Here is a 15,803-nt window from a genome sequence, read left to right on the forward strand (position 1 = left end):
TCACTGGTGCGCGGTGGCGAGCCGGGCCGCCGCCGCGTGCCACCGCTCCGTGTCACCGCGCGGCTCGTACCGGGTCAGCGGCTGGGTCCGCTTCAGCAGCAGCCGCATGTCGGTCCGGTCGCCCACCAGGCCGTCGGCCCGCGCCTGCACGAGCACGTTGCCGAACGCCGCCGCCTCCGTCGGGCCCGCCACCACCGGCAGCCCCAGGGCGTCGGCGGTGAGCTGGCACAGCAGCGCGTTCCGGGTGCCGCCGCCCACGACGTGCACGACGTCCACCGGGTGGTCGGCCAGCCGCTGCGCCTCCTCGACGGCCCGCCGGTGGGCCAGCGCGAGGGAGTCGAGGATGCAGCGCGTGATCTCCGCCCGGGACTTGGGCACCGGCTGCCCCGACGCCCGGCACGCCTCGGCGATCCGCTCCGGCATCCGCCCCGGCGCCAGGAACGCCGCGTCACCCGCGTCCACCACCGACCGCAGCGCCGGGACCCGGGCCGCCTCCCGCAGCAGCTCACCGAGGTCCGGCTCGCCCCAGGCGCGTACGCACTCCTGGAGCAGCCACAGACCCATGATGTTGCGCAGGTAGCGGACCGTGCCGTCGATGCCCAGCTCGTTGGTGAAGTTGGCGGCCCGGCTCTCCTCGGTCAGCACCGGCGCGTCCAGCTCCAGACCGGCCAGCGACCAGGTGCCGGTGCAGATGTACGCGAACCGCTCACCGACCGCGGGGACGGCGGCCACCGCGGACGCCGTGTCGTGCGAGGCGACCGCCCGCACCGGCACCGGCCCGCGCAGCCCCGTCTCCTCCAGCACCGGCGCCCGCAGCAGCCCGGCCGCGTCCCCGGGCTGCCGCAGCGGCGCGAACAGGCCCAGGTCGACGCCGAGCCGCTCGGCCACCCCGGTCGACCAGGTGCGCGTGCGCGGGTCGACGAGCTGGGTGGTGGAGGCGTTGGTCAGCTCGGTGCCCTGCTCGCCGGTCAGCCAGTACGCCAGCAGGTCCGGGATCAGCAGCAGCCGCTCGGCGTGCGCGAACTGCGCGGAGTCCCGGGCGGCGACCAACTGGTACAGCGTGTTGAAGGGCGCGTACTGGAGCCCGGTTGCCCCGTACAGCTCCGCGGCGGGCAGGGTCGCCCACACCTTCTCCGCGACCCCTTCGGTGCGGGCGTCGCGGTAGTGCACCGGGTTGCCGAGCAGCGCCCCGTCGGCGTCCAGCAGGCCGTAGTCCACGGCCCAACTGTCGATGCCGACGGAGTCGACCTGCCCCGCCGCCCGCAGCCCGTCCAGCACGCCCGCGTACAGCCCGAGCACGTCCCAGCGCAGCCCCTCCGGCACCCGCACCGGCCGGTTCGCGAACCGGTGCGCCTCGGCCAGCTCCAGGCTGTCGGGGCCGACGCGGCCGACCATGACCCGCCCGCTGGAGGCGCCCAGGTCGACCGCGGCGTACGACTTCACGGTCCCGCTCACCGCAGGAACGCGGCGGCGACACCGGCGTCGACCGGGACGTGCAGGCCGGTGGTGTGCGACAGCTCCCCGCCGGTCAGCGCGAACACCGCGTTCGCGACGTGCTCCGGCAGTACCTCGCGCTTGAGCAGCGTGCGCTGCGCGTAGAACTCGCCCAGCTTCTCCTCCGGCACCCCGTACACGGCGGCGCGCTTGGCGCCCCAGCCGCCCGCGAAGATGCCCGAGCCGCGCACCACGCCGTCCGGGTTGACCCCGTTGACGCGGATGCCGTGCTCGCCCAGTTCGGCGGCGAGGAGGCGCACCTGGTGGGCCTGGTCGGCCTTGGTGGCGGAGTAGGCGATGTTGTTCGGACCGGCGAAGACGGCGTTCTTCGAGGCGATGTAGACGATGTCACCGCCGAGGCCCTGCGCGGTCATCACCCGCGCCGCCTCCCGCGACACCAGGAACGAGCCGCGCGCCATGATGTCGTGCTGGAGGTCCCAGTCCTTCGCGGACGTCTCAAGGAGCGGCTTGGAGATGGAGATCCCGGCGTTGTTCACCACCAGGTCGACCCCGCCGAACGCGAGCAGGGCCGCCTTGAACGCCTCCGCGATCTGCTCCTCGGAGGTGACGTCCACGGTCACCGCGACGGCCTTGTCCGGACCGCCCAGCTCCTCCGCGACGGCCGCCGCGTTCTCCCCGTTCAGATCCGCTACGACCACACAGGCGCCCTCGGCGACCAGCCGCTCCGCGATCGCCTTCCCGATGCCGCTGCCCGCGCCGGTGACCAGCGCCACCCGGGTGGCCAGCGCCTTCGGCTTCGGCATCCGCTGGAGCTTGGCCTCCTCAAGGGCCCAGTACTCGATGCGGAACTTCTCCGACTCCTCGATGGGCTCGTACGTCGACACGGCCTCCGCGCCGCGCATCACGTTGATGGCGTTGACGTAGAACTCCCCGGCGACCCGCGCCGTCTGCTTGTCCTTGCCGAAGGAGAACATGCCCACGCCCGGCACCAGCACGATCGCCGGGTCGGCGCCGCGCATCGCGGGGGAGTCGGGCTCGGCGTGCCGCTGGTAGTAGGCGGCGTACTCCTCGCGGTACTCGGCGTGCAGCTCCTTCAGCCGGGCGACTGCCTCGTCCAGCGGCGCGGTCGGCGGCAGGTCCAGGACCAGCGGGCGGACCTTGGTGCGCAGGAAGTGGTCGGGGCACGACGTCCCCAGCGCGGCGAGCCGCGGATGCTCGGCGGCGGCCAGGAAGTCGAGGACCACGTCCGAGTCGTTGAAGTGCCCGACCTGCGCCTTGTCCTGGGAGGCGAGGGCGCGCACGTACGGCGCCAGCGCCGCCGCCCGCTCCCGCCGCTCGGCCTCGGGCAGCGCCTCGTACCCCTCGACGACGGGCCCGAAGGGCTCCGCCTTCCCCTTCTCCGCCAGGAACGCCTCCGCGGTGCGGATGATGTGCAGCGAGTTGCGCTCGCACTCCTCGGAGGTGTCGCCCCAGGCGGTGATCCCGTGTCCGCCGAGGACACAGCCGATGGCCTGCGGGTTGGCGGCCTGCACGGCGGCGATGTCCAGGCCGAGCTGGAAGCCGGGCCGCCGCCACGGCACCCACACCACGGTGTCCCCGAAGCACTCGGCGGTCAGCTTCTCGCCGTCCGCCGCGCAGGCCAGCGCGATCCCGGAGTCGGGGTGCAGGTGGTCGACGTGCGCGGCCTCGACGAGCCCGTGCATCGCGGTGTCGATGGAGGGGGCGGCGCCGCCCTTGCCGTGCAGGCAGTAGTCGAACGCGGCGACCATCTCGTCCTCGCGCTCCACGCCCGGGTAGACGTCCACGAGCGCCCGCATCCGGTCGAGCCGCAACACGGCGAGCCCCGCCTCGGTGAGCGTCCCGAGATCCCCACCGGACCCCTTCACCCACATCAGCTCCACCTCACCCCCGGTGACGGGATCGGTGTCGGTGCCCTTGGCGGAGGCGTTGCCCCCGGCGTAGTTGGTGTTCCGGGGATCGGCACCGAGCCGATGGGAACGAGCGAGGAGGGCGGCGGCTTCGGGGTGCGTTGCCATGATCATTCAGTCCTTTTCAAGAGAGGGGAGGGTGAGCGCCCCTTCAGGGGCGCGGGGAACTGCGCGACCAGCCACACTCAGCCCGCAGTCCGCGACGAACAGAACCCGGCAGCCGCTCACGCCCCCCACCCGGCCTGCTCCCCACCAACCCGCTCAGCCACGATCCGCTCAGCCCACCCGGACTGGGCATACGCGGCCATGGGCTCAGGGGCGAGCCCCATCTCCTCCCGCACCTCACGAAGCAGCGGCCGCACGTCCGTGTTGAACGCGTCCATCACCACACCGTTGGCTCCCAGCACATCCCCCGAAGCCTGCGCGGCAGCCAGCGCCTCCCGGTCCACCAGCAACGCCTTCGCCGTGGCCTCCTGCACGTTCATCACCGACCGGATGATCGCCGGGACCTTCGCCTCGATGTTGTGGCACTGGTCGAGCATGAACGCGACGTCCGGCGTGAACCCGCCCCCGCGCACCACCTCGTACATGATCCGGAAGAGCTGGAACGGGTCGGCCGCCCCCACCATCAGGTCGTCGTCGGCGTAGAACCGCGAGTTGAAGTCGAACCCGCCGAGCTTCCCCTCCCGCAGCAGCGTCGCCACGATGAACTCGATGTTGGTCCCCGGCGCGTGGTGGCCGGTGTCGACCACGACCTGCGCCTTCGGCCCGAGCTTCAGGCAGTGCGCGTACGCCGTCCCCCAGTCCGGCACGTCCGTCGTGTAGAACGCGGGCTCGAAGAACTTGTACTCAAGCAGCATCCGCTGCCCGTCCCCGAGCCGCTCGTACACCTCGGCCAGCGCCTCCGCGAGCCGGTCCTGCCGGGCGCGGATGTCGTCCTGGCCGGGATAGTTCGTGCCGTCGGCGAACCACAGCTTCAGATCGCGGGAGCCGGTGGCGTCCATGATGTCGACGCACTCCAGCAGGTGGTCGACGGCCTTGCGGCGGACCGCCGCGTCCGGGTGGCAGACGCTGCCCAGCTTGTAGTCGTCGTCCTGGAAGGTGTTGGAGTTGATGGCGCCGAGCCGCACCCCGTGCTCCTCGGCGAACTTCGCCAGCGCGGCGTAGTCCTCCACCCTGTCCCAGGGGATGTGCAGGGCGACCGTCGGGGCGACCCCGGTGAACTCGTGCACCTTGGCGGCGTCGGCCAGCTTCTCGAAGGGGTCGCGGGGCACACCGGCCTGGGCGAACACCTTGAAACGGGTCCCCGAGTTCCCGTACGCCCACGACGGCGTCTCGATGGCCTGGGTCTTCAGGGCGGCCTTCACCGCGGCGACATCGGTCACTTGAGGGCTCCTGTGGCGAACGACATTGATGAAACGATTCAGAACGGCAAGTTATGAGCCGCCAGCAGGGGTGTCAAGCACTCTGACCAACCCGTCTCTCCGTGACTCGGTCGTGACCTTCGGGTATCGAAAACTTTTCGACACGGAACCATTGACGTGCGCCGCCCTGCCTGCCTAACGTCCCGGCAACCCAGTTGAAACCTTTCACGACGCCGTGTGGGACGCCTCGCCGTTCGCGCCGCGTCGTCGAGGAGCCCCCATGACCCACCCGTCCGACACGGGTTCGGCGCCGGTGCTTGCGCTCGAGGACGTCTCCAAGTCCTTCGGCGCGGTACGCGCTCTGCGGGACGTCTCCCTGGAGCTGTTCCCCGGCGAGGTGCACGCCCTCGCCGGTGAGAACGGCGCCGGCAAGTCGACCCTGATCAAGACGCTCGCCGGGGTGCACCGGCCGGACGCCGGCCAGGTGCTGCTCGACGGTGAGCCCGTCGTCTTCCACGGACCCGGCGACGCCCGCGACGCCGGAATCGCCGTGATCTACCAGGAGCCCACGCTCTTCCCCGACCTGTCGATCGCCGAGAACATCTTCATGGGCCGCCAGCCCCGGCGCGCCCTCGGCCGCATCGACCACAAGGCCACCCACGAGGCCACCCTCGCCCTGATGACCCGGCTCGGCGTCGAACTCGACCCCGACCGCCCGGCCCGCGGGCTGTCCATCGCGGACCAGCAGATCGTCGAGATCGCCAAGGCCCTCTCCTTCGACGCCCGCGTCCTCATCATGGACGAGCCGACCGCCGCCCTCACCGGCAGCGAGGTCGCCCGCCTCTTCGGCGTCGTACGGACCCTGCGCGAGCAGGGCGCCGCCGTGCTGTTCATCTCGCACCGGCTGGAGGAGATCTTCGAGATCTGCCAGCGGGTGACGACCCTGCGCGACGGCGCCTGGATCTCCAGCGAGCCCCTCGACGGCATGACCGAGGACGACCTGGTGCGCCGCATGGTCGGCCGCGACCTCGACGAGCTGTACCCCAAGCAGGACGTCACCCCCGGCGAGGTCGCCCTCAGCGTCCGCCGCCTCACCCGCGAGGGCGTCTTCACCGACGTCTCCTTCGAGGTGCGCCGCGGGGAGATCGTCGGTCTCGCCGGGCTCGTCGGCGCCGGACGCACCGAGGTCGCCCGCGCCGTCTTCGGCATCGACCGCTGGGACGCGGGCGAGGTCGAACTCGACGGTCGCGCGCTCACCAACGGCGCCCCGTCCACCGCGATGGCCGCCGGGCTCGCGCTGGTCCCCGAGGACCGCCGCGCCCAGGGCCTGGTGATGGACATGTCCATCGAGCGCAACATCGGCCTCACCGGGCTCCGTACGACGGTCAGGGCGGGCCTGATGGACCGCGGCGCCGAGCGCAGCCGGTCCCTGGACTGGGCCGTCAAACTCCAGGTGAAGTACGCCCGGATCGCCGACGCGGTGGCCACCCTCTCCGGCGGCAACCAGCAGAAGGTCGTCCTCGCCAAGTGGCTCGCCACCGGGCCCAAGGTGCTGATCGTCGACGAGCCGACCCGCGGCATCGACGTCGGCACCAAGGCGGAGGTGCACCGGCTGCTGTCCCAGCTCGCCGCCGACGGCGTCGCCGTCCTGATGATCTCCTCCGACCTGCCCGAGATCCTCGGCATGGCCGACCGCGTGCTGGTGATGCACGAGGGCCGCCTCACCGCCGAGATCCCGCGCTCCGAAGCCACCGAGGAAACCGTGATGGCCGCAGCCACCGGGAGGGCCGCCGCATGACGGTGACCACCCCCGAGAAGACCCCCGTGGTCGACGTCCCCAAGTCGAGTGGCACCCGGCTCGTCGACCGTGTCTTCAAGATGCGGGAACTGGCGATCCTGCTCGTCTTCCTGGTGATGATCGCCGTCACCCAGGCGGGCAACAGCGAGTTCCTCTCCGAGCAGGGCATCAAGGACCTGCTGCTGAACGCGACCATCCTGGTGCTGGTCGCCACCGGCCAGTCCCTGGTCGTCATCACCCGCAACGTCGACCTGTCCGTCGGCTCCACCCTCGGCATCAGCGCCTTCGCGGCCGGTACCTACCTCCAGGGCGGCGGCAACCCCGTCGTCGCCATCGCGCTCGCGGTGCTGCTCGGCATCGGCTTCGGCCTGCTGAACGGTCTGCTCGTCAGCCTCGGGCAGGTGCCCGCCCTGGTGGTCACCCTCGGCACGCTCTACATCATCCGCGGCATCGACTCCATCTGGGTCGGCTCCCGCCAGATCACCGCGGCCGACCTGCCCGGCGACTTCGTCGACTTCGGCTCCGGCGGCCTCTCCGCGGTGCCCTACCTGGCGCTGATCGCGCTCGCCGTGCTGGTCGCCACCGCCTACTACCTCAAGCACTTCGGCAGCGGCCGGGAGCTGTACGCGCTCGGCTCCAACCCGGAGGCCGCGCGGCTCGCGGGCATCCCCGTCCGCAAGCGCATCCTGACGGCGTACACCTTCTGCGGGGCGCTCGCCGGACTCGCCGGGGCGATGTACCTGGCCCGGTTCGGCAACGTCGACTCCGGCACCGGCAACGGCTACGAGCTGACCGTCGTCAGCGCCGTCGTGGTCGGCGGCGTGGTCTTCACCGGCGGCTCCGGCAGCGTCTACGGCGCGGCCCTCGGCGCCCTGCTGCTGACCTCCGTCAACAGCGTGCTGCCCGCCCTCGGCGTCAGCTCGGTCTGGGTGCTCGCGATCAACGGCATCCTGCTCATCCTCGCCATCGCGGTCGACCGGATCGTGGCGCTGCGCGTGGCCACCGCACTGAAGAAGAGGAACGCCCGCCATGCCTGAGTCCGCTTCTTTGGCACATCGCGCGATCCGCTGGGACACCGTGGTCGGCGCCCTGCTCATCGTCCTGCTGCTGTTCTCCTTCACCACCGTGGACGGCTTCAGCAACGCGCTCAACCTGTCCTTCCTCATCGGCAACACCCTGCCGATCGCGCTGATCGCCCTGCCGATGACACTGCTGGTCGTCTCCGGTGAGATCGACCTGTCGGTGGCCTCCACCGCCGGGCTCTCCGGCGCCGTGATGGGCGCCCTGTGGAACCAGGGCATGACCATCGAGACGATCATCCCCATCTGCCTGCTGCTCGGCGTGGTCTGCGGGTTGGTCAACGGCCTGCTCGTCACCAGGCTGGGGCTGCCGTCCCTCGCCGTCACCATCGGCACCCTCGCCGCCTACCGGGGCATCGCGCAGATCGTGCTCGGCTCCGACGCGGTGACCGACTTCCCCACCCCGTACCTGGACTTCGCCGCCGGACGCATCGGCGACACGTTCATCCCGTACGCGCTCCTGCCGTTCCTCGTGCTGCTCGCCATCGCCGTGGTCGCGCTGCACGCCACCCCGTTCGGGCGGTCGCTGTTCGCGATCGGCGCGAGCGAGGAGGCGGCGCGGTTCGCCGGTATCCGGGTCAAGCGGCAGAAGCTCATCCTGTTCACGCTGACCGGCCTGATGGCGTCGCTGACCGGCGTCTTCTGGGCGCTGCACTACGCCAGCGCCCGCTACGACAACGCCACCGGCCTGGAGCTGTCCGTCGTGGCCGCCGTACTCCTCGGCGGCATCGACTTCGACGGCGGCAAGGGCACCCTCGGCGGTGCCATCGCCGGTGTCTTCCTGCTCGGCGCCCTCCAGAACGTCATGAGCCTCAAGGACGTCTCCGCGCAGTCGCAGATCGTCGTCACCGGCGTGCTGCTGGTGCTGTCGGTGCTCGGCCCCCGGGTCGCCCGGCAGATCGCCGTCGCCCGAGCGGGACGCCAGGCCCAGTCCGCCGCCCCCGCCTCGTCCTCCTAGCCCACCCCCCGGCCCACCCGTAAAGGAACCCCACCATGCGCAAGTCATCCCTCCGGCGTGTCTCCGTGACCCTCGCCGCCGTCACCTCGCTCGCCCTCGCCGCCACCGCCTGCGGCGGCACCACCAAGGAGGACGTGGCCAACGAGGGCGGCAAGACCGCCGCGGCCGGGAAGGCCGACCCGAACGCCGAACTGAAGAAGGGCCTGACTGTCGGCTTCCTGCCCAAGCAGGTCAACAACCCGTACTTCACCACCGCCGACAAGGGCGGCGAGGCGGCCCTGAAGGAGCTGGGCAACAGCTACAAGGAGGTCGGCCCGTCCAGCGCCACGGACACCTCCGGCCAGGTCTCCTACGTCAACACGCTCACCCAGCAGCAGGTCGACGCGATGGCCGTCTCCGCGCAGGACCCGGGCGCGCTGTGCACGGCCCTGAAGCAGGCCATGAGCAACGACATCAAGGTCGTCACCTACGACTCCGACACCAAGCCCGAGTGCCGCAACGCCTTCATCTCGCAGGCGTCCGCCGAGGACCTCGGCCGCACCGAGGTGCAGCTCCTCGCCGAGCAGCTCGACTACAAGGGCGAGATCGCGATCCTGTCCGCCGCGCAGACCGCGACGAACCAGAACACCTGGATCGACTTCATGAAGGAGGAGCTGAAGGACCCCAAGTACAAGGACATGAAGCTGGTCAAGGTCGCCTACGGTAACGACGACGCCCAGCAGTCCTTCCAGCAGACCCAGGGCCTGCTCCAGGAGTACCCGAACCTGAAGGGGATCATCTCCCCGACCACCGTCGGCATCAAGGCCGCCGCGCAGTACCTGTCGGGCTCCAAGTACAAGGGCAAGGTCAAGCTGACCGGCCTCGGCACCCCCAACGACATGCGCAAGTACGTCAAGAACGGCACCGTCGAGGCGTTCGAGCTGTGGGACCCGGCGAAGCTCGGCGAGCTGGCCGCCCGTACCGCCGTCGCGCTGGCCTCGGGCCAGATCACCGGCCAGGAGGGCGAGACCTTCACCGCCGGTGACATGGGCGAGTACACCATCGGCGCGGACGGTGTGATCAGCCTCGGCAAGCCGACCGTCTTCAACGCCGACAACATCGACCAGTTCGACTTCTGAGAGCCAGGGGGCCGTTGATGCAACGCGTGTGCTTTCTGCTGAAGGTCCGGGCGGACCGCCTCGACGAGTACCGCGAGCGGCACGCCGCCGTGTGGCCGGAGATGCTCGACGCGCTCTCCGCCACCGGCTGGCACAACTACTCGCTCTTCCTGCGGGAGGACGGCCTGCTGGTCGGCTACCTGGAGACCGAGGACTTCGCCGCCGCCCAGGCCGCCATGGAGGCCACCGACGTCAACGCCCGCTGGCAGGCGGAGATGGCGCCGTTCTTCGAGTCACTGGACGGCGCCCGACCCGACGAGGCGATGCGGCCTCTCACCGAAGTCTTCCACCTGGCCTGAGCACCTCCCCTCAGTCGAAGAGAGCCGCAGCCATGAAGAGACGCACCGTGATCGCCACGGCCCTGCTGGGGGCCGTGGCCGGGCCGGGCCTCGGGTCCGGCGCCGCCCGCGCCGCCGCCCCGGGCCCGTCCGTCACCCGGACAGGTACCACCACCCTCGACCCCCAGGCCCTGTACTTCGTCTCCTACGACGGCCTGGTCAACAACAACTCCTTCCAGAAGAACGGCCTGCTGACCTACCGGGGCCACCAGTACGCCGCCTGGTACACCGCCGACCGGGGCGCCGTCGTCGCCCGCCGCCCGCTCGGCGCCACCACCTGGTCCACCGTCAGGGTCGGCCACACGCTGCGCTACGACGACTCCCACAACGTGATCTCCATGGGCGTCTCCCGCGTCGACGGCCGCCTCCACCTCACCATGGACTCACACAGCGACGGCTTCACCTACGTCAAGTCCGTCGCCGGACTGATGGACGACCCGACGGGGCTGAGCTGGACCGCGAGCCGCTTCGGCGCGCCCCAGTCCACCCTCGACGGCCTCGCCCTGACCAGCCAGTTCACCTACCCGCAGTTCATCGCCACCCCCGAGGGCCGCCTCCAGCTCAGCTACCGCGCCGGGGTCTCCGGCAACGGCCGCAACGCGCTGGCCGAGTACGACGGCACCCGCTGGAGCGCGCTGGGCGAGTGGACCAGCTCCACCGGCACCTACACCAGCGAGCACGGCTCCAGCACCGCCCGCAACATGTACCTGCACGGCATCGACTACGACCGCGGCGGCCGACTGCACGCCTTCTTCACCTGGCGCGAGCAGAACGCCGCCGTGATGTGCGCCAGCGGCGGCATCACCAACCACGACACCGGCTACGTCTACTCCGACGACCGGGGCCGCACCTGGCGCAACAACGCCGGGGCCGTGGTCGGCACCACCGGCGGCGCCGACCGGGTCGCGGTCACCGACCCCGCCCTGGTCGTCGACCCGCTCAACCCGGACCACTCCCTGATGAACCAGGAGAGCCAGGCCACCGACTCCGCCGGACGCCCGCACGCGCTCATCAGCTACGTCCCCGGCCGCTTCGGCCAGTGCACCACCAACTACGTCACCGACCGCACCGCCAACGGCCGCGCCTTCCACGTCCGCAAGAACGCCTCCGGCGGCTGGCAGAAGACCGAGATCCCGGTCCCGCTGAACTCCAGCCAGCGCACCAAGCTGGTCCTGGACTGCTACGACAACGCCTACGCGGTCCTCCCCTTCGGCCGGATCGCGGGCGCCTCCGCCGCCACCGGACACACCGACTGGCGGCTGCTGTTCGACGGCGCCGGGCTCAACGCCTTCGGCGAGGTCGTCATCGACGAGACGCGGGTCGCGCAGGACGGCGTGCTGTCCTTCATGTACCAGGAGAAGTCCAGCGGTACGACACCCTCGGCGCTCCGCGTCGTCGACTTCCGGCTGCCCGCATGAGGCGGGCGGCGACCCGGCGGCGGAGCGGTAGTGTGATGCCTCTCCCGCCGCCCCTCGTATCCCAGGAGGTCCCCGCCTGATGGCCCAGTCGGTGGGTATCAAGGACGTCGCCCGCGCCGCCGGAGTCTCCGTGGGAACGGTCTCGAACGTCATCAACCGGCCGGACACGGTCGCCAGCGAGACCCGCGCACGGGTGCTGTCCGCGATCGACCGGCTCGGCTACGTCCGCAGCGAGTCCGCGCGCCAGTTGCGCGCGGGCCGCAGCCGGATCATGGGGCTGCTCGTCCTCGACATGGGCAACCCGTTCTTCGTCGACGTCGCGCGCGGCGCCGAGCGGGCCGCGCGCGAGTCGGGGCTCGGCGTGATGGTCTGCAACAGCGCCCAGAGCCCGGCCGAGGAGGCGGACTACCTGTCCCTCTTCGCCGAGCAGCGGGTGCGCGGCGTGCTGCTCACCCCGGCCGACGCGACCGGCCGCAACATCGCCGCGTTCCGCCGCCACGGCATCCCCTTCGTGCTGGTGGACCGGGTCGCCGAGGGCGCCACCGAGTGCTCCGTCTCCGTCGACGACGTCGCGGGCGGCGCGCTCGCGGTACGGCACCTGGTGGACGCCGGGCACCGCTCCATCGCCTACGTCAGCGGGCCGCCCGAGCTGAACCAGGTGCGGGACCGGCGCACCGGTGCCCTGAACGCCCTGGCCGAGGCCGGGCTCGGCCCCGACGCGCTGCGCGAGCTGCCCACCGAGCGGCTCGATGTCGCCGCCGGACGGGACGCCGGGGCCCGGCTGCTCGGCCTCTCCGACCGCCCGACCGCCGTGTTCTGCGCCAACGACCTGCTCGCCCTCGGCGTGCTCCAGGCGATGTACGCGGCCGGGGTGGGCGTCCCCGACGACCTCGCCATCGTCGGCTACGACGACATCGAGTTCGCCGCGGCGGCCGCCGTACCGCTCACCTCGGTCCGGCAGCCCGCGGTCACCATGGGCGCCCTCGCGGCGGGGCTGTTGCTTGAGGAGACGGAGGCGGAGAGCGGTCCGGTGCGGCACGAACACCGGCGGGTGGTGCTCCAGCCGGAGCTGGTGGTACGCCGCTCCAGCCTCTCGGGCCGCTGACGCGGCTGCTGAACCGCCGTTCAGGACACCGGGGCGCGTCGGCTGAACCGCCGTTCAGCCGCCGACCCTGATCCCCGGTCCCGCCCGCCGTGCCCGAGTGTGCTGAACTGGGACGCGGTCCGCACACCGTCCGTCCCGGGAGCAACGTTGTCCGACAGCTACCGCCAGCCCGGCGTCGTCCTCACCGACCGCCGCTTCACCGTGCCCCTCGACCACGCCGACCCGGCCGGGGAGACCATCGAGGTGTACGGCCGCGAGGTCGCCGCCAGCGACAAGGCGCACCAGGAGGACCTGCCCTGGCTGGTCTACCTCCAGGGCGGCCCCGGCTTCGGGGCGAATCGTTTCGTCGGGAAGCAGGCGTGGCTCGGCCGGGCCCTGAAGGAGTACCGCGTCCTCCTCCTCGACCAGCGCGGCACCGGCCACTCCACCCCCGCCAACCGCCAGACCCTGCCCCTGCGCGGCGGCCCCGCCGCCCAGGCCGACTACCTCACCCACTTCCGCGCCGACGCCATCGTCCGCGACTGCGAGCTGATCCGCCGCGAACTGACCGGCGGCGACCCCTGGACGGTCCTCGGCCAGAGCTTCGGCGGCTTCTGCACGGTCACCTACCTCTCCCTCGCGCCCGAGGGCCTGCGCACCGCCCTGATCACCGGCGGCCTGCCGTCCCTCGACGCCCACGCCGACGACGTCTACCGCGCCGCCTACCCGCGCGTCGAGCGCAAGGTCACCGCGCACTACGCCCGCTACCCGCAGGACGTCGAGCGGGCCCGCCGTATCGCCGACCACCTCCTGAACCACGAGGTCGTCCTGCCGAACGGCTACCGCCTGACCGTCGAGGCGTTCCAGTCCCTCGGCATCCTGCTCGGCGGCGGCGAGGGCTCCCACCGCCTGCACTACCTCCTGGAACACGCCTTCGTGAACACCCCCGCGGGCCCGGCCCTCTCGGACGCCTTCCAGGAGGAGGTCCAATCCCTCCTGTCGTACGCGGGCCACCCCCTGTACGCCCTCGTCCACGAGGCGATCTACGGCCAGGACGCGCGGCCCACCGACTGGTCGGCGGAGCGGGTGCGCGCGGAGTTCCCGCAGTTCGACGCGGCCAAGGCGCTCGCGGGCGACGCCCCGCTGCTGTTCACCGGCGAGTCCGTGCACCCGTGGATGTTCGACGCCGACCCGGCCCTGCGCCCGCTGCGCGAGACCGCCGACCTGCTCGCCGCCCGCACCGACTGGCGCCCGCTGTACGACGCCGAGCGCCTCGCCACCAACGAGGTTCCGGTGGCCGCGGCGGTCTACCACGACGACATGTACGTCGACACCGCACACGCCCTGACCACCGCCCGCGCGATCCGCGGCCTGCGCACCTGGGTGACCGACGAGTTCGAACACGACGGCGTGCGCGCGGGCGGCCCACGGGTCCTGGACCGCCTGCTGGCCCTGGCCCGTGACGAAGCGTGATGTCAGCGGCACCGGTTAGTCTGCGGACATGACCGAGCCGACGCCGCCCCAGCTCAAGCCCATGCCCGACGACTGGCGCCGCGCCCTCGCGGTGGTCGCCCACCCGGACGACCTGGAGTACGGCTGCTCGGCGGCCATCGCCCAGTGGACCGACGAGGGCCGCGAGGTGACGTACGTGCTGGCGACCCGCGGCGAGGCGGGCATCGACACGCTCGCGCCCGCCGAGTGCGGCCCGCTGCGGGAGCGCGAGCAGCGGGCGAGCGCGGCGGTCGTCGGCGTCACGGAGGTGGAGTTCCTCGACCACCGCGACGGCGTCATCGAGTACGGCGTCCCGCTGCGCCGCGACATCGCCGCCGCCGTGCGCCGCCACCGCCCCGAGCTGGTGATCACCCTGAACCACCGGGACACCTGGGGCGGCGTCGCCTGGAACACCCCCGACCACGTGGCCGTGGGCCGGGCCACCCTGGACGCGGTGGGCGACGCGGGCAACCGCTGGATCTTCCCCGAGCTGACCGAGCGCGGCCTCGCCCCCTGGAACGGCGTGCGCTGGGTCGCGGTCGCCGGTTCCAGCACCCCGACCCACGCGGTGGACGCCACGGCGGGCCTGGAGCGGGCGGTGCGCTCCCTGCTGGAACACCGCGCGTACATAGAGGCGTTGACGGACGAGGAACCGGAGGCGTACGTCCGCTCGTTCCTGACGGGGAACGCCAGGTCGACGGGGGAGCGCTTCGGCGGCGTCCCGGCCGTGGCCTTCGAACTGTTCAGCCGCTGACACCGCGAGCCGACGCACACCACAACAGGGGGAGACGAACGTGCACGACACCGAGGCGCTGGCGGACCGCTTCGAGGAGCACCGCGGCCAACTGCGCGCGGTGGCCTACCGGATGCTCGGCTCACTGACCGAGGCGGACGACGCCGTACAGGAGACCTGGCTGCGCTACAGCGGCGCCGACGTCAGTGAGGTGCGCAACCTCGGCGGCTGGCTGACGACGGTGGCCGGACGGGTCTGCCTGAACATGCTGCGCTCCCGGGCCGCCCGCCGCGAGCAGCCCATGGAGGCATACGTCCCCGACCCCGTCGTCAGCGAGCTTGACCACGTCGACCCCGAGCGGGAGGCGTTGATCGGGGACTCCGTCGGACTCGCCCTCCTCGTCGTCCTGGACACCCTGGAACCGGCCGAGCGACTGGCGTTCGTCCTGCACGACATGTTCGCCGTGCCCTTCGACGACATCGCGCCCATCGTGGAGCGCACCTCGACCGCCACCCGCCAACTGGCCAGCCGCGCCCGCCGCCGGGTCCAGAACGCCGCCCCGGCCCCGGAGCGCGACGTCACCCGCCAGAAGGAGGTCCTCGAAGCCTTCCTCGCCGCCTCCCGCGGCGGCGACTTCGAGGCGCTGGTCGCCGTGCTCCACCCGGACGCGGTCCTGCGCGCCGACGAGGGCACGGTGTCCCAACTCCTGCGCGGCGCCACCAGGATCGCGGGCCAGGCGATGCGGTTCCGCCAGCTGGGCCTGGACGAGCGCCTGGTGCGGGTCAACGACGGCGTGGGCGCCCTCGCCCTGGTCGACGGCAAGCCCGTCTCCCTCCTCGGGGTCACCATCGCCGACGGCCGCATCACCGAGATGTACATCGTCGCCGATCCCGACCGCCTCCACCGCCTGGGCGTCCTGACGTGAGCTGACGGCGCGGGTCAGGCGGCCACCGTCAGCGTGCCCTCGGCGCGGTGCGGGGCGACGGCTCGGCCGTCGGGG

Annotated in this window: 13 protein-coding genes; 10 read left to right on the plus strand and 3 right to left on the minus strand. The window is 71.9% G+C overall.

The annotated features are described in order from the left end of the window. The 3 genes from ACFQZ6_RS32070 to rhaI form a co-directional block, all read right to left on the minus strand. Positions 1-1,455: a rhamnulokinase gene (locus ACFQZ6_RS32070; RefSeq protein WP_381616304.1), complete on the minus strand. Its 1,455-nt coding sequence runs from the start codon at positions 1,453-1,455 to the stop codon at positions 1-3. Beyond that, positions 1,452-3,491, minus strand: a complete 2,040-nt coding sequence (locus ACFQZ6_RS32075) for a bifunctional aldolase/short-chain dehydrogenase (RefSeq protein WP_381616306.1) — start codon at positions 3,489-3,491, stop codon at positions 1,452-1,454. Before ACFQZ6_RS32075 ends, ACFQZ6_RS32070 begins: the two co-directional genes overlap by 4 nt. 116 nt (positions 3,492-3,607) lie before the next feature. Next, positions 3,608-4,768: an L-rhamnose isomerase gene (gene rhaI / locus ACFQZ6_RS32080; protein ID WP_381616309.1), complete on the minus strand. Its 1,161-nt coding sequence runs from the start codon at positions 4,766-4,768 to the stop codon at positions 3,608-3,610. Positions 4,769-5,027: 259 nt separating this feature from the next. Between rhaI and ACFQZ6_RS32085 the strand changes: the two genes are divergently transcribed. From ACFQZ6_RS32085 to ACFQZ6_RS32130, 10 genes are all read left to right on the plus strand, one after another. Continuing rightward, positions 5,028-6,545: a sugar ABC transporter ATP-binding protein gene (locus ACFQZ6_RS32085; protein ID WP_381616312.1), complete on the plus strand. Its 1,518-nt coding sequence runs from the start codon at positions 5,028-5,030 to the stop codon at positions 6,543-6,545. Next, the gene (locus tag ACFQZ6_RS32090) at positions 6,542-7,582 is read left to right on the plus strand and encodes an ABC transporter permease (RefSeq protein ID WP_381616314.1); all 1,041 of its coding nucleotides are present in this window, start codon (positions 6,542-6,544) and stop codon (positions 7,580-7,582) included. The genes ACFQZ6_RS32085 and ACFQZ6_RS32090 overlap by 4 nt, the downstream gene beginning before the upstream one ends. Further along, complete coding sequence (locus ACFQZ6_RS32095) at positions 7,575-8,582, plus strand: ABC transporter permease (protein WP_381616317.1); 1,008 nt, start codon at positions 7,575-7,577, stop codon at positions 8,580-8,582. The genes ACFQZ6_RS32090 and ACFQZ6_RS32095 overlap by 8 nt, the downstream gene beginning before the upstream one ends. A gap of 35 nt (positions 8,583-8,617) precedes the next feature. Further along, a complete protein-coding gene (gene rhaS, locus ACFQZ6_RS32100; protein ID WP_381616320.1) occupies positions 8,618-9,700 on the plus strand; it encodes a rhamnose ABC transporter substrate-binding protein in 1,083 nt (360 codons plus the stop codon). A 17-nt stretch (positions 9,701-9,717) separates the two neighbouring features. Next, positions 9,718-10,038: an L-rhamnose mutarotase gene (locus ACFQZ6_RS32105; RefSeq protein WP_381616323.1), complete on the plus strand. Its 321-nt coding sequence runs from the start codon at positions 9,718-9,720 to the stop codon at positions 10,036-10,038. A 32-nt stretch (positions 10,039-10,070) separates the two neighbouring features. Further along, positions 10,071-11,495: a BNR repeat-containing protein gene (locus tag ACFQZ6_RS32110; protein WP_381616326.1), complete on the plus strand. Its 1,425-nt coding sequence runs from the start codon at positions 10,071-10,073 to the stop codon at positions 11,493-11,495. Between the two features lie 79 nt (positions 11,496-11,574). Next, positions 11,575-12,600, plus strand: a complete 1,026-nt coding sequence (locus ACFQZ6_RS32115; RefSeq protein ID WP_381616329.1) for a LacI family DNA-binding transcriptional regulator — start codon at positions 11,575-11,577, stop codon at positions 12,598-12,600. Positions 12,601-12,747: 147 nt separating this feature from the next. Then, positions 12,748-14,052, plus strand: a complete 1,305-nt coding sequence (locus ACFQZ6_RS32120; protein ID WP_381616332.1) for an alpha/beta fold hydrolase — start codon at positions 12,748-12,750, stop codon at positions 14,050-14,052. Positions 14,053-14,080: 28 nt separating this feature from the next. Then, a complete protein-coding gene (locus ACFQZ6_RS32125) occupies positions 14,081-14,824 on the plus strand; it encodes a PIG-L deacetylase family protein (protein WP_381616335.1) in 744 nt (247 codons plus the stop codon). Positions 14,825-14,864: 40 nt separating this feature from the next. Next, positions 14,865-15,728: a sigma-70 family RNA polymerase sigma factor gene (locus ACFQZ6_RS32130; protein WP_381616338.1), complete on the plus strand. Its 864-nt coding sequence runs from the start codon at positions 14,865-14,867 to the stop codon at positions 15,726-15,728. Positions 15,729-15,803 lie beyond the last annotated feature (75 nt).

It is taken from the genome of Streptomyces flavalbus (genome assembly GCF_042674625.1).
GTDB classification, from domain to species: Bacteria; Actinomycetota; Actinomycetes; order Streptomycetales; family Streptomycetaceae; genus Streptomyces; species Streptomyces flavalbus.